Here is a 13,168-nt window from a genome sequence, read left to right as displayed (position 1 = left end):
CGTGATCCTTTGCGGGATCACGGATTTCAGTCAGAAACTGTTTTGGGTGCGTTAACTGCGAACTTTGCGATAAATCCACAGCACCACGATGGCGCCAATCACCGCCACCACGAAGCTGCCGAAGTTAAATCCATCCACCTTACCGAATCCAAACAGGGTACTGATCCAGCCGCCGACGACCGCACCCACCACACCGAGAACCACGGTCATGATGAAGCCGCCACCGTCCCTGCCTGGCATGATCCATTTAGCAATAATCCCGGCAATCAGACCAAAAATAATCCATGAAAGAATACCCATTTGTTGCTCCTTACTTTATTAATCAAGGTGTTCACCGCGATAAGTATAGTCTGAGTTTTTTGATCTGCTGCACAAACGTAGCGGGGAAAATTAGTTAGCACGCTAAAGCTTTTACCCCTCCTGCCGATAACGGACGGGAAGCAATGGCATTCGTGATGATAACGAGCGGAGAGTGGAGCAGGACGTGAAAGAAGCCGATAAAGAGCAGTATCTCAAACGAGGCACGTTGGCCGTTCTGAATGTGATGAAGGACCTGTTACGTTTTCAGACCCCGCTAATGGTGAGCTTCTCGCGCGGACAGTTTATCAGCCGGATGCTGGCGGCCGATGAGGATCAGGTGATCTTCGATCTCGGCAGCAATACGCAGGATAACGAGCTGGCGCTGCAAAGTGGTGCGCTGAATATCGCCGCCGAAACCGCAGGCGCCAAGGTTGAATTCAGCCTGAACGGTTTGCAGAAAGTGGATTATGAGGGCCTGCCCGCCTTCGCCGCGCCGTTGCCTGAGCTGGTGTGGCAGATTCAGCGCCGTGAATTTTTCCGCGTCAGCGCCCCGCTGGAGCCGGTGTTCTGGTGCCACAGCGAATGGCCGGACGGCAACAAAGCGCGCTTCCGCTTGCAGGATCTGTCGCTGGGCGGCATTGGTGTGCTGGTAGATGAGGCGTTGCCGGAAGGTCTTAACCGTGGTGATACCTTTAAAAAATTGCGGGTGGAACTGGGCGAATATGGCCAGTTTGAAGTCACCGCCCAGCTGCTGCATATCGGCGAACGCAGCACCGTGACCAGCAAAAATGAAACCCGCGTCACGCCGCGCCTGAGCTTCCGTTTCACCGCCATTGAGCCAATTCAGGAACGCCAGCTGCAACAGGTGATTTTTGCCCTTGAGCGTCTGGCGCGCGATAAAGCCAATCGATTCCAGTAAGCCCGGTCGGCATCCCTGCCGACCCTGCATCAGTGCAGGCGCTTAACCCTGATGCCGATAGCAGCTAACCTGCAAATAGTTGCTGAACGCCTCTTCCAGCACACGAGCGGTGGCCGAATGGTTCATCGCGACGTGATGTTCAAAGCCGTTACGGCAAATCCACGCCAGCAGAGACTCCAGCTGCGGCACCTCGATTACCGCACGACAGCCGACGGTCTCCAGCGGATCATCCACCGATCGCCCCTCGCCGACATAGGCTTTGATTTCACCGGTAAAATCGTCGGTGGAGAGGCGAAAATAGGTTAACGGCCCGCTTTTCATCCGACCGTGCACCGCGCCGCAGGTGTTCTCTTTCCCCACGGTGGTGCCGATAATATCGGCGGTGCCCATGGTCGGGGAGTCGAGGCTGGCACTGGCAAAGTTACCGCAGTGAAACAGCACGCATTTGTTGCGATCGTCGCCGAAGTTATTATTCCAGTCGGCGAGTGACGCGGGATTGAGCGAACAACTCGCCAGCGCATACATCGACAGCGCCCCCATCACATCCACTTCACAGGCGCTGGGCATCAGCTGGCCCGACATCACGCTCATGATCGAGCAGACGTTAATGCCGAGGTTTTCCTGCAACGAGGTCCAGCACTGAATCGCCGTGGTATCGATGTCATTAGCGTTGACCCACTCGCTGATCACCACAAACAGCTTCGCCATGGTGTCGAGCTTCTCTGACGGGATCCCGCGCGCATCGGCGTTGGCTTCCAGAATCTGACGTTTTTCCGCCACGCGCAGATCGTCATCGCGCAGCAGTTTGATGCGGCTGAAAATCTCCGACAGGTCGAGGGTCTCCACCGCAATCCCCATCCGCTCCAGCAATTTTTCGCTGTAGCGCACGGTATTAAAGCCCGCCGGACGCGCGCCAATCGCGCCAACGCGTACCCGCCGCATGGCGTGCACCACGCGGCACAGCTGGCTGAAGCGTTGCAGATCCTGCATAAAGAGATCGCTGCTGAGCGCGCAGACGTGCTGGGTGGTCAGGGTGAAAGGGATACCGTATTGACGCAGGTTGTTGCACAGCGAGATCTTGCCGCAGAAGCTGTCGCGCCGCGTCGCCAGCCCCATTTTATCGAGGTTGTCCTCTTCCGCCTGCACCAGTACCGGCACATTCAGGCCGGAAAGACGAATCGCTTCCGCCACCGCTTTTTCATCGCCGAAGTTGGGCAACAGCACCACCACGCCGTGAATCGCATCGCGCTGCTGGCGAAACAGGTCGGCGCAAATCTTCGCCTCCGCACGGGTCTCCACCCCGCCGAGGTTGGTCTGGGTTTCATCCAGCATCACGGTATTGATATTGAGTTGGTTGAACAGTGTCACCGCCTGCTGCCGCGCTTCCCCCACCAGATAGCTGGGGAAAAAACCACGGTTGCCGATGATGACGCCAAAGGTTAACTGCTGAGGAAGTTTTGACATTGCTCTGCTCCACAAACCTGTTAGTGGGGCTGATAACGGCAGCGTGACACTGCGTCCAGCCAGCCTTTATAGTTTTCGTGCATACGCTGCGCCTGCTCCTCGCGCGGATAAATCACGCTGCCGCCCTGCAACGCCGCCATTTCACTGCCCTGCTGCCACCAGCCCAGCGTACGTCCGGCCAGCAGCGCCGCCCCCAGCGCCGAGACTTCCGGCGTTGGCGCGCGTCGCAGCGGACGTTGCAGCACATCCGCCTGAAGTTGCATCAGCCAGCCGTTTTCGGTGGCGCTGCCATCCACGCACAGCGCCGGAAGCCGCACCCCGCTCGCCTGCTCCATGGCAAAAAACACATCGGCGATCTGGAAGATGATCGACTCCAGCGCCACGCGCGCCAGCACGGCGGGGGTGGCCGCATCGGTCAGGCCGCACACCATGCCGCGCGCCTTCAGATCCCACCAGGGTGCGCCGAGGCCGGAGAGCGCCGGCACAAAATAGATGCCCTGGTTGTGCGGACACTCCTGCGCCAGTTCCGTCAGGACGCGCGGATCGCTGATGCCGAGCATACGTCCGAGCCAGGCCGCGCCGGAACCGGTGTGGGTAATGTTGCCTTCGAAAGCGAAACGCAGGCTGCCGTCATGCCACGCCACCGTGGTGCTGAGGCCGTTTTCGGTCAGCAACGGCGTCGCCATCGACATCATCAGCGAGGAACCGGTGCCATAGGTGGCTTTCACCACTTCTTCGCTGCCGCTGCGCTGTGCCTGCAACGCCGCATGAGAGTCGCCAATGCGCGCCAGCAGCGGCGTGCCGGGCGCTAATCCGGGAATATCGTCGATCGCCACTCTCCCCTGCGCACTGGCCGAGGGCACGATCTGCGGCAGCGCCGCGCGCGGAATATGGAACAGCGCCAGCAGCTCATCATCCCAGTCGCCACTGTGCAGGCTATAAAGTTGGGTGCGCGCCGCATTGGCGTGGTCGGTGACAAAACAGTCACCCGCCGTGAGCTGCCAGCTCAGCCAGCTGTCGACGGTGCCGATACAGAGTTCACCGGCCTGCGCCCGCGCCAGCCCCTCAGGCAGCATCGCCAGCATTCCGGTCAGTTTGGCGGCGGGAAACATCGGGTCGACCGCCAGCCCGGTCAGGCCGGTGATGCGCGGCGCTTTGCCCGCCTGACGCAGATCGCGGCAGAAGGCTTCGGAGCGCCGATCCTGCCAGCTCACCAGCGGGGTTAACGGCTGCCCGTCGCGTCGTTGCCAGATCAGCACCGATTCGCGCTGATTGCTGATCGCCACGGCCGCCACCGGCGCGCCCGCGCACTGCGCCAGGCAGTCGCGCACCGCCTGTTTCACCGCCTGCCAGATCGCCAGCGGGTCCTGCTCCGCCAGTCCGGGTTGGGGATGGATCAGCGTCAGCGGCTGGCTGCCGCGCGCCACCACCTGCCCGTCGCGGTCCACGGCAATCGCTTTGGCGTTGGTGGTGCCTTCATCAATCGCCAGTATCAACGGACCTGCCATGTTCACGCTCCCGCGCAGATGCGCACTGCATTTTTCACCACGCTGGCGGCATCAATGCCGTGATGGGCGCGGGTTGACGCGCGATCGCCAGCAATGGCGTATTGCCCATCCGGGATACCGAGCCGCAACAGCGGAATGCCGCAGCCCCCTTCGGCCAGCACTTCCGCCACCAGGCTGCCGACGCCGCCGTTGACGTTATGTTCTTCCACGGTGATCACCGCTGGATAGTGATTTAACAGTTCGCACAGCTGTTGGGTATCACAAGGGCGAATCGATGGAATGGCGATCACACCGGCGTCGATACCCTGCGCCGCCAGTTGCACGGCCGCATCGACGATCTCGTGCACCGTGGATCCCATCGCCACCAGCGCGATGTCTTTACCGACCGTCAGGACATCGATCTTGCCCGGCCGGAACTGATAGTTTTCATCGTGCAACTGCGGCAGATCTTTGCCGTCGAGACGGATATAGACCGGGCCGACGTGATCCAGCGCGTAATCAATAATCTGACGGCACTCCAGCGGGCAGGATGGCGCGTAGATCTCGATGTTGCCAAAGCCGCGCATAATGGCGATATCGTCAATGCTGTGATGGGTGCTGGCGAGCGGGCCGTAGCTGGCTCCGGCGTTGAGACCAAACAGTTTGACGTTGGTGTTGTTGTAGCAGACATCGACTTTCACCTGCTCATTGGCGCGTGAAATCAGAAAAGGGGCAGCGTTGCAGGTCGCCGCCACTTTGCCGCCAATCGCCAGCCCGGCGGCAGTGCCGACCAGCGTCTGCTCGGCGATGCCGACGTTGATTAACCGGTCCGGAAACGCCTTAATAAAGGGCGCGATTTTGGCGGTGGAGGTCGAATCCGCTACCACCGGCACCAGATCGATACCGCGATTTACCGCGTCGATAAAAGCCTCGACCATCACACTGGCCAGATGTTTTGCGTTACTCATCTTTCAGCTCCTCCAGCGCCAGTGCGATCTCTTCGCCCTTCGGCACCCGGTGATGCCACTCGGCCTTGCTCTGAATAAAGGAGATGCCGAAGCCCTTCTCGGTATGCGCCACCACCACCTGCGGTTTACCGTTCCGCGGCAGCTTTTCCAGCGTCTCCACCACCGCCGCCATATCGTTGCCATTGCATTCGGTGACCTCCAGGCCGAAGGCGCGCCATTTTTCCGGCAGCGGATCGGTATTCATGATGTCGCGCGTATGGCCCGCCAGCTGTAGCTTGTTTTTATCGTTGATGATCACCAGGTTATCGAGGCCGTAATGCGCCGCCACCAGCGCCGCCTCCCAGTTGCTGCCTTCCGCCAGTTCACCGTCGCCGGTCACCGCGTAGACCATACGATTGCTGCCGTCCTTTTTCGCCGCCAGCGCAATGCCCACCGCCACCGGCAAACCGTGGCCAAGCGCGCCGGTGTTCAGCTCCACGCCGGGGGTTTTCTGCCGTACCGGATGGCCCGGCAGGTGCGAATCCGCATACTGATAGGTTGGCAGCCAGTCGGTGGGAAAATAGCCCGCCTCGGCCAGTACGCAGTAGTAACCGCCCACCGCATGGCCTTTGGACTGGATATAAATATCGCGCTGCGGATCGCTGATCCGGTCCGGGGCGCAGTTCAGGATGCGGAAATAGAGTGCCGTCAGGATTTCCACCTGCGACAGATCGGCACCGGTGTGCCCGCCCGCCGGACTACCCGCATTCAGCTGGATGATGCGACGACGCACCGCTCGCGCTTTGGCTGTCAGCTCGGCCACAGAGAGTTTGAAAGGATTCATGATTACCTCTGAATTTTAAATCGATACTGAATATATATTCATGCATAGCAAAAAAAGGGGGGCAGACAAGGGCCGCCTGCGCCCCAACCGATTAACTTTTGGCGTTATTCTCTCCCCCTTCGATCAGCGCTTTCTGCGCTACCACGGCGGCTTTCTGCTGCATCCGGCTTTGCATCTGGTCGATAATCACCGCCACGATAATCACGATGCCTTTGATCACCATCTGCCAGAACTCGCTGACCCCCATCATGATTAACCCGTCGGCCAGAAAGCCGATAACAAACGCGCCCACCAGCGTACCGAGAATGGTGCCGCGCCCGCCCGCCAGCGAGGTGCCGCCCAGCACCACTGCGGCAATGGCGTTCATTTCAAATGAGGTGCCGTTAGCCGGATGGCTGGCAACCAGCTGCGACGACACCACAATCCCGGCGATGGCGGCGCAGAAACCCGACAGGGTATAGACCCAGATTTTCACCTGTTTCACCTTCACCCCGGAGAGTTCGGCGGCGCGTTCGTTATCGCCAATCGCATACACCTGGCGGCCAAACGGCAGCCGCCGGGCGATGTAGGCGATCACCAGCGCCAGCACGATCATCATCCAGATCGCCCAGGGCAGGCCGAGAAAATACCCGGCGCCGATTTTGTCGAACCCGGTGTTACCAAGCAGCGGATTGCCCTGCAAACCGGGGAAGGTTTCGCCCCCCGAGGTGAGCATCGCCGCCCCGCGCAGGATGTACATGGTGCCGAGGGTGCAGATAAAAGGCGCAACGTTGTAACGCGTAATGATCCAGCCATTGGCTGCGCCGATTAGCGCGCCGACCAGCAGCACCAGCGGCACAATCACCCAGACGCTGGGGAAAATGGCGATGCCGAACATCGGCAGCACAATGCCTTTGGTGATCAGCCAGCCCGCGATCATGCCGCACAGGCCCAGCGTGGCGCCGATGGAGAGATCGATCCCGGCGGTGATGATGACAAAGGTGATACCCAGCGCCAGGAAGGCGTTGATGGCAATATGTTTAACCATAATCACCACGCTGCCGAGCGAGAGAAAATCCGGCACCGTGGCCGCGAAGAACCCGACAATCAGGAACAGCGCGATAAAGGTGCGCAGTTTTAGCAGCAGCAGGATCAGCCCTTCACGCGAGTTAAAGGCTTTGGCTGGCTGGGCGACGAGCGCCACGGCACCGTTGTTTTTCATCTTCAGAACCCCTGTGCGCTTGCTTTGACCAGCGCCGCTTCTTCTGCGTCGGCGCGCGGAATATCGGCCGTGAGTTTGCCGCCGGACATCACCAGAATGCGGTCGGCGACGGCCATGATCTCTTTCAGGTCGGAGGTGGAGAACAGCACCGCAATGCCCTGCTCCGACAGACGCACCATCATGCGAAACACCTCCGCTTTGGCGCCGACGTCAATGCCGCGGCTGGGTTCGTCCAGCAGCAGCAGACGCGGATTGGTCAGCAGCGAGCGGCCAATGACCACTTTCTGCTGATTACCGCCGCTCAGCGCGCTGATGGCGACGTCGGGCGACGAGACTTTGATCGCCAGATTCCCCACCGTGCTGTTAACCGCTGCGCGCTCCTCCTGCTGGGCGATCACCACGCGATGCGACAGACGTCGCCACAGGCTGGCGATGGTCAGGTTGCTGGCGACCGAGGAGATGGGGAAAATCCCGGCGCGTTTGCGATCTTCCGGCACCAGGCTCATCCCCATGCGGATACGTTCTGCGGTCGGCAGGCGGGTCGGCAGCGGTTTGCTGTCGAGCCACAGTTTGCCGAGGTAGTTACGCTGGCTGCCGAGCAGACATTCGAACAGCTCGGTGCGCCCGGCCCCCATCAGGCCATAAATGCCGACGATCTCCCCGGCGCGCACCTGGAAGCTGACGTCATCCACCAGCGTGTTGCCGTTCGGGCTGACGCAGGTGATATGTTCCGCTTCCAGCACCGCCGCGCCGAACTGGCGTTCCGGCGGCAGAAAGGTGTTGACCGGTTCGCTGCCGAGCATCTCGCGCACGATCCAGGGCACGTCGATATCGCTGACCTGGGCTTCAGCCTGGAAACGTCCGTCTCGCAGGATGGTGATGACATCGCCAATCGCCATCAGCTCCTCCAGCCGGTGCGAGATATAGATGATGGAGACGCCCTGACGCGTCAGTTCGCGGATCACCCGGAACAGGATCTCCACCTCGGTTTTACTCAGCGCCGAGGTCGGTTCATCGAGGATCAGGATGTCGGCGTCCTCCGCCAGCGCTTTGGCGATCTCCACCAGCTGCTGCTGACCGACTTTCAGGTTGCCGACTTTCTCCTCAGGGGAGATCGGTTGATCGAGGCGCTGCATCAGGCTGGCGGTGCGCCGCGCCTGCTCCGCTTCGTTAATCGGGCGCAGACCACGCTGGATCTCGCGACCGAGGAAGATATTCTCGGCCACGCTGAGGTTCTCAAACAGGTTCAGCTCCTGATGCACCATGCCGATACCGTGACGCGCAGCATCGCGCGTACTGCTGAAGACCACTTTCTCACCGTTGAGGAACATCTCGCCGGTGGTCGGCTGCTGGACGCCGGCGAGGATTTTCATCAGCGTCGATTTACCGGCCCCGTTCTCGCCGATGATGACGTTGACCTTGCCGCGCCACACGCGATAATCCACGCGATCCAGCGCCAGCGTGCCGGGAAACAGCATCGACATATGATTCGCCTGCAAGATAATCTCGTCGTTCATTATCCATTCCCCTGTTGCAGCTGGATCGCCACCACCTCGTCCACCGTGCCCGCACCGATGGTGACCGCCAGCAGCATCCGCACCGGTTTACCCACCCAGTTGTTATCCACCGGCGGCAGCTGTTTTACCGCGTGGCGATTGAGCGCTTTGGTCAGCTGGGCGTACTGCACCTGATTGGTGAACTCTTCAAAGCGGAAACCGGCGGCATCGCGGATCGCATTGCTGCGCAGCACCGGGCCAATCAGCACGCTGACCGGTTTGCCGTTGATAGTGACGGTTAAGCTGCGTTCGCGATCGTTGCTGCTATCCAGCGCCGTGACCGTGCCGCCTGCGCGGACAAACACGCTTTCACTGCCGCCCGCTTTGACGGTATGACTTTTGGTTTCCATATCGCCCCAGCTCAGCGCCTGTTTTTCCGCAGGCTGCTCGACCCGACTCTGCCAGCTCTCCTCGGCGATTTGCTGCGGCGTCTGGTTGGTATAACCGGGTTTGGCGTACGGATCTTTCGGCATGATGGGATTGCCGTTTGCATCGAGATCCACCACGGTGCACGCCGCTAACATCAGCGCCAGTGCCGCAACGATCAGTGCTCTGCCCTTCATGCCGACCTCCGCGTTACTGCGCCAGACGGAAGTTTTTCAGCTTCGCGGCGTTGCTGTCGTCGATCAACACGCAATCCATCAGCTGTTTCTCTTCCTTCTGCGCTTTGCCGTGCGCCAGGTAATAATCCGCCTGCTCCACCGCCATCTGCGCCTGATCCCAACCCGGCTGGAGCACCGTGGCTTTGATGTTGCCTTTGTTGAGGATCGAATCGCGGGTGTAATCGCTGCCGTCAAAACCGACCACGATAACGTTGGTTTTCCCGGCCGCTTTCAGCGCCGCTTCGGCACCCAGCGCCATGGTGTCGTTACCGGAGAGCACGCCGACAATATTCGGGTTCTTCTGCAGAATGGTTTCCATGCGGCTGAAGGCTTCGGTCTGACTCCAGTTGGCGCTTTGCTGTGCCACCATCTTCAGGCCGGTGTCGTCATCCAGCACATCGTGGTAGCCCTGGGAACGGACGCCCGCGTTGGTGTCGGACTCTTTCCCCAGCAGCTCCACGTACTCGCCTTTATTGCCCAGCAGTTTGGCGAACTTCTCCGCGCCGAGCTGGGCGCCCTGATAGTTATTGGAGACGATTTGCGCCACCGCGACACCGGTTTTGTTGATTTCACGGTCGATCAGAAAGGTCGGGATGCCGGCATCTTTGGCTTTCTGCACCGGTCCGACGGTCGCATCCGCCCCGGCGTTATCGAGGATGATGGCTTTGGCTTTGCGCGCGATGGCGGTTTCGATCAACTGGTTTTGCTTGTTGACGTCATCATCGTGTGACGCCACCAGGGTGGTGTATCCGAGGGCTTTGGCCTTTTGCTGTGCGCCATCGGCTTCGGCTTTAAAAAACGGGTTATCGTGTGACGGGGTAATAATGGCCAGCAGGCCCTTATCCGCCGCCGGTGAGGCAGCAGACAACGTCAGGAGTGAAGCCAGTAGGGTGACTTTGACGAGGGTTGCGTTCATTGGTTTTTTCTCCGCTTGAATATATATTCAAATGCGATTTTATATGCATAATGACTATGCGCCCGTGACGGGATGCCGTCCAATGCCGGATCTTCAAAAAGCGAAAACGATCACAAATTGTTCTGCGTTGTTATTTATGACCGGCTGATTAACAATACCAGGCAGATTTGGAGAGGGAAAAAACCATGGCAAAACAGGATGAACAGCGGCTGATGGTGAAAATTGCCACCCTTTATTACCTTGAAGGGATGAAGCAGTCGGACATTGCGCAGCTGCTGAAACTGTCGCAATCCTTTGTCTCACGCATTCTGAACCGCAGCGTGAAAGAAGGCGTAGTGAAGATTAGCGTGGTACCCCCTGCGAACGTGTTTCCCGAACTGGAAAAAGCCATCGAGCAGACCTATCAGCTGCCGCAGGCGATTGTGGTGGATGTGCCCGAGCAGGCGTCAGCGTTGCAGATTAAGCAGGCGATTGGCTCGGCCGCGGCGCACTATCTGGAAACCCGTCTGCGCGCGGATGAACTGATCGGCATCTCCTCGTGGAGCGGCACCATCCGCGCGATGGTTGATGCGCTGCATCCGCTGAATGCGCCGTGCCGAGGGGTGATCCAGCTGCTGGGTGGCGTCGGCGCCAACGGCAATGTGCAGGCGACCATTCTGACGCAGAACCTCGCGGCGCTGCTGAATTGCCCGGCGTGGCTGCTGCCGTCGCAGTCAATTGAACATTCGGTACAGGATCGCCAGCGGCTGTCGGTGAATCCTGACGTCGCTGAGGTGCTGGAAAAATTTGAGCTGGTGGATCTGGCGATCGTCGGCATCGGCGATCTGGAACCATCGGCGCTGCTGCGGAATTCCGGCAACTACTACGACGCAGAGATGCTGCGTACCCTGGCGCAGCGCGGCGCGGTGGGCGATATCTGCCTGCATTATTTTGACGCCGCAGGCCAGCCGGTGCTGAGCGCCGCCGAAGATCCGGTGATTGGTATGGAGCTGGCACAGGTGAGGCGTTGTCCACAGGTGGTGGCGCTGGCGGGCGGCAGGGAGAAAGCGCAGGCGATTCGCGGCGCGTTACGCGGCGGTTATGTGAAGGTGTTGATTGTGGATTATCCCACAGCACGGCTGCTGCTGGAGGGGTAAGCGTCGGTCACGACCTTATCCCGGCCCTCTCCCGCAGGCAGGAGAGGGATTGGTGGGTGCGAATATCAACCAATGGTGCGGTAGGCGGTGGTGACTTTCCACAAATAACGTGGCGCCTGGGCAGCCGGATGTTTGCTCTGAACGTGCTGATAAAATTCTTCCGGCGTCATGGCGTTGATCATCGCAATGGCGCGATCCCGGTCACGCGAGAAGGTGCGCAGCAAGGCGCCGGCCCCATTGGCATAGGAAACGATGGTGGCGTAGCGCAGAGTAATGGGATCGCGGATGCCCGCTAAGGCGGAGTCTTGCAGGATACGGATATAGGCGGTGCCGATATCAATATTCTTTGCCGGATCGCGCAGCTCAGAGGAGCTTGGCTGACCATGGCGTCCACGGGCGCGATATACTTCCCGCCCCGCGGTGGCGGCCTTGATCTGCATCAGACCAACCGCATTGGAGCGGCTGATCACGGTGGGGTTGCCCCCGGATTCGACACTAATAATGGCGCTAATGAGCTTCTCATCAACGCCATAATGACTGGCGGCATCTTCGGTAAACAGTGACCAGGCGTCGTTGATTTTCGACGGTGGCGCCTGGGTTAAAGGCGTATTCTTCTCCGGCACGACCTCTTTTTGGGGTTCGCTGGCACAACCCGCCAGCAACAGCGCAGAGAGCATAAGTAGTCGGATTTTCACTGAATTTTTATTTCCGCAATAGGTTTGGCGCAAGCTATCATACCTGGCGCAGCGCAGAGCAAAATTACCGTTTATCCTAATTACGTAAAAAACCTTGCCAGGTCGTGACTTCCGTTACGCATTTCGTCATCATCGGCAAGCCAACCCACAGCAGGATACGAGTTATGGTTGCCCCCCGTTCTATACGTCTGATCGCCCCTTCCGGATATTGCCACAATCAGGACGCCGCCCAGCGCGCAGTGACGCGTTTTCAGGCTGCCGGTCATCATATTGAAAACCAGACCGTCATTGCACGTCGTTTTCAGCGTTTTGCTGGCGAGGATCAACAACGGCTGGATGATATCAACCAACTTGCGACGCTCAGCACACTCCCGGATATCGTGCTGGCGGTTCGTGGCGGCTATGGCGCGACGCGGTTGCTCGATCATCTCGATTACGTCGGCTTACAGCGCCAGCTGCTGAATCAACCCGTGGCGTTATGCGGCCACAGCGATTTCACCGCCATTCAGCTGGCGCTGCTGGCCCAGACCGGGCTGATCACCTTTAGCGGACCGATGCTGGCAGGCAATTTCGGCGCAGAGACATTGTCTGAATTTACCGTCTCGCACTTTTGGCAGGCGCTAACATCGCCTACAGTCAATCTGAACTGGCGCAGCGCCAGCCCGGATGAAGGTCGCTGGCAGGGGACTTTGTGGGGCGGCAATCTGGCGATGATCTGCTCGCTGATTGGCACGCCGTGGCTGCCGCAGATTGAAGACGGCATTCTGGTGATCGAGGATGTGAACGAACATCCGTTCCGCATCGAACGTATGCTGATCCAGCTGCAACAAAGCGGCATCCTGGCGCGGCAACGGGCAATCGTCACCGGCAGCTTCACCAGCACCTCGCTGTCGGATTACGACAATGGGTTCGATTTTGCCACCGTCTGGCAGCGCATCCGTGACGAGTATCAGCTGCCGGTTATCAGCTGCCTGGCCTTTGGTCACGCCGCCGATACCGTAACCTTACCGCTCGGCGCCAGCGCCAGTTTGCAGATTCGTAACGGAGAAGCCCAGTTCGCCTTTACCGGCCACCCGACATTGCGTTAACGGCACTGCCGCA

13 protein-coding genes are annotated in these 13,168 nt (G+C 59.5%); 3 read left to right on the top strand and 10 right to left on the bottom strand.

Features of this window, described 5'->3' with window-relative positions:
• Nucleotides 1-51 precede the first annotated feature (51 nt).
• Nucleotides 52-300: a GlsB/YeaQ/YmgE family stress response membrane protein gene (locus AC6I8V_RS08465; RefSeq protein ID WP_497845425.1), complete on the bottom strand. Its 249-nt coding sequence runs from the start codon at nucleotides 298-300 to the stop codon at nucleotides 52-54.
• Between the two features lie 184 nt (nucleotides 301-484).
• Between AC6I8V_RS08465 and AC6I8V_RS08460 the strand changes: the two genes are divergently transcribed.
• Nucleotides 485-1,219, top strand: a complete 735-nt coding sequence (locus tag AC6I8V_RS08460; protein WP_497845424.1) for a flagellar brake protein — start codon at nucleotides 485-487, stop codon at nucleotides 1,217-1,219.
• Between the two features lie 42 nt (nucleotides 1,220-1,261).
• On the opposite strand, the gene AC6I8V_RS08455 is transcribed toward AC6I8V_RS08460, so the two are convergent.
• The 8 genes from AC6I8V_RS08455 to AC6I8V_RS08420 form a co-directional block, all read right to left on the bottom strand.
• Nucleotides 1,262-2,683, bottom strand: coding sequence for an L-fucose/L-arabinose isomerase family protein (locus tag AC6I8V_RS08455; RefSeq protein ID WP_497845423.1), 1,422 nt, complete (start codon nucleotides 2,681-2,683; stop codon nucleotides 1,262-1,264).
• Between the two features lie 20 nt (nucleotides 2,684-2,703).
• On the bottom strand, nucleotides 2,704-4,191 hold the full coding sequence (locus AC6I8V_RS08450; RefSeq protein WP_497845422.1) for an FGGY family carbohydrate kinase: 1,488 nt from the start codon (nucleotides 4,189-4,191) through the stop codon (nucleotides 2,704-2,706).
• Nucleotides 4,192-4,193: 2 nt separating this feature from the next.
• Nucleotides 4,194-5,138 (bottom strand): transketolase family protein, encoded by a 945-nt coding sequence (locus tag AC6I8V_RS08445; RefSeq protein ID WP_497845421.1) that lies wholly within the window; start codon nucleotides 5,136-5,138, stop codon nucleotides 4,194-4,196.
• Complete coding sequence (locus AC6I8V_RS08440; RefSeq protein ID WP_497845420.1) at nucleotides 5,131-5,961, bottom strand: transketolase; 831 nt, start codon at nucleotides 5,959-5,961, stop codon at nucleotides 5,131-5,133. The genes AC6I8V_RS08445 and AC6I8V_RS08440 overlap by 8 nt, the downstream gene beginning before the upstream one ends.
• 91 nt (nucleotides 5,962-6,052) lie before the next feature.
• Nucleotides 6,053-7,162, bottom strand: a complete 1,110-nt coding sequence (locus AC6I8V_RS08435) for an ABC transporter permease (RefSeq protein WP_497845419.1) — start codon at nucleotides 7,160-7,162, stop codon at nucleotides 6,053-6,055.
• Nucleotides 7,163-7,164: 2 nt separating this feature from the next.
• Nucleotides 7,165-8,679 (bottom strand): sugar ABC transporter ATP-binding protein, encoded by a 1,515-nt coding sequence (locus AC6I8V_RS08430; RefSeq protein ID WP_497845418.1) that lies wholly within the window; start codon nucleotides 8,677-8,679, stop codon nucleotides 7,165-7,167.
• Nucleotides 8,679-9,281 carry a DUF2291 family protein gene (locus AC6I8V_RS08425; protein WP_497845417.1) on the bottom strand — a complete coding sequence of 201 codons (603 nt, stop codon included), beginning with the start codon at nucleotides 9,279-9,281 and terminating at the stop codon, nucleotides 8,679-8,681. The genes AC6I8V_RS08430 and AC6I8V_RS08425 overlap by 1 nt, the downstream gene beginning before the upstream one ends.
• A gap of 13 nt (nucleotides 9,282-9,294) precedes the next feature.
• Entirely contained in the window at nucleotides 9,295-10,236 is a 942-nt protein-coding gene (locus tag AC6I8V_RS08420; protein WP_497845416.1) for a D-ribose ABC transporter substrate-binding protein, read from the bottom strand.
• Nucleotides 10,237-10,421: 185 nt separating this feature from the next.
• On the opposite strand from AC6I8V_RS08420, the gene AC6I8V_RS08415 reads away from it, so the two are divergent.
• Nucleotides 10,422-11,372, top strand: a complete 951-nt coding sequence (locus tag AC6I8V_RS08415) for a sugar-binding transcriptional regulator (RefSeq protein WP_497845415.1) — start codon at nucleotides 10,422-10,424, stop codon at nucleotides 11,370-11,372.
• A gap of 65 nt (nucleotides 11,373-11,437) precedes the next feature.
• Here AC6I8V_RS08415 and emtA read toward each other — a convergent pair whose 3' ends face one another.
• Complete coding sequence (gene emtA, locus AC6I8V_RS08410) at nucleotides 11,438-12,067, bottom strand: membrane-bound lytic murein transglycosylase EmtA (protein WP_497845414.1); 630 nt, start codon at nucleotides 12,065-12,067, stop codon at nucleotides 11,438-11,440.
• A gap of 164 nt (nucleotides 12,068-12,231) precedes the next feature.
• Here emtA and ldcA point away from each other — a divergent pair, with 164 nt between their 5' ends.
• Nucleotides 12,232-13,155: a muramoyltetrapeptide carboxypeptidase gene (ldcA, locus tag AC6I8V_RS08405; protein ID WP_497845413.1), complete on the top strand. Its 924-nt coding sequence runs from the start codon at nucleotides 12,232-12,234 to the stop codon at nucleotides 13,153-13,155.
• The last annotated feature ends 13 nt before the right edge of the window (nucleotides 13,156-13,168 follow it).

This window comes from Pantoea sp. X-Soil-TKNS-1207 (genome assembly GCF_059730485.1).
This window is presented reverse-complemented; position numbering and strand designations above follow the sequence as displayed.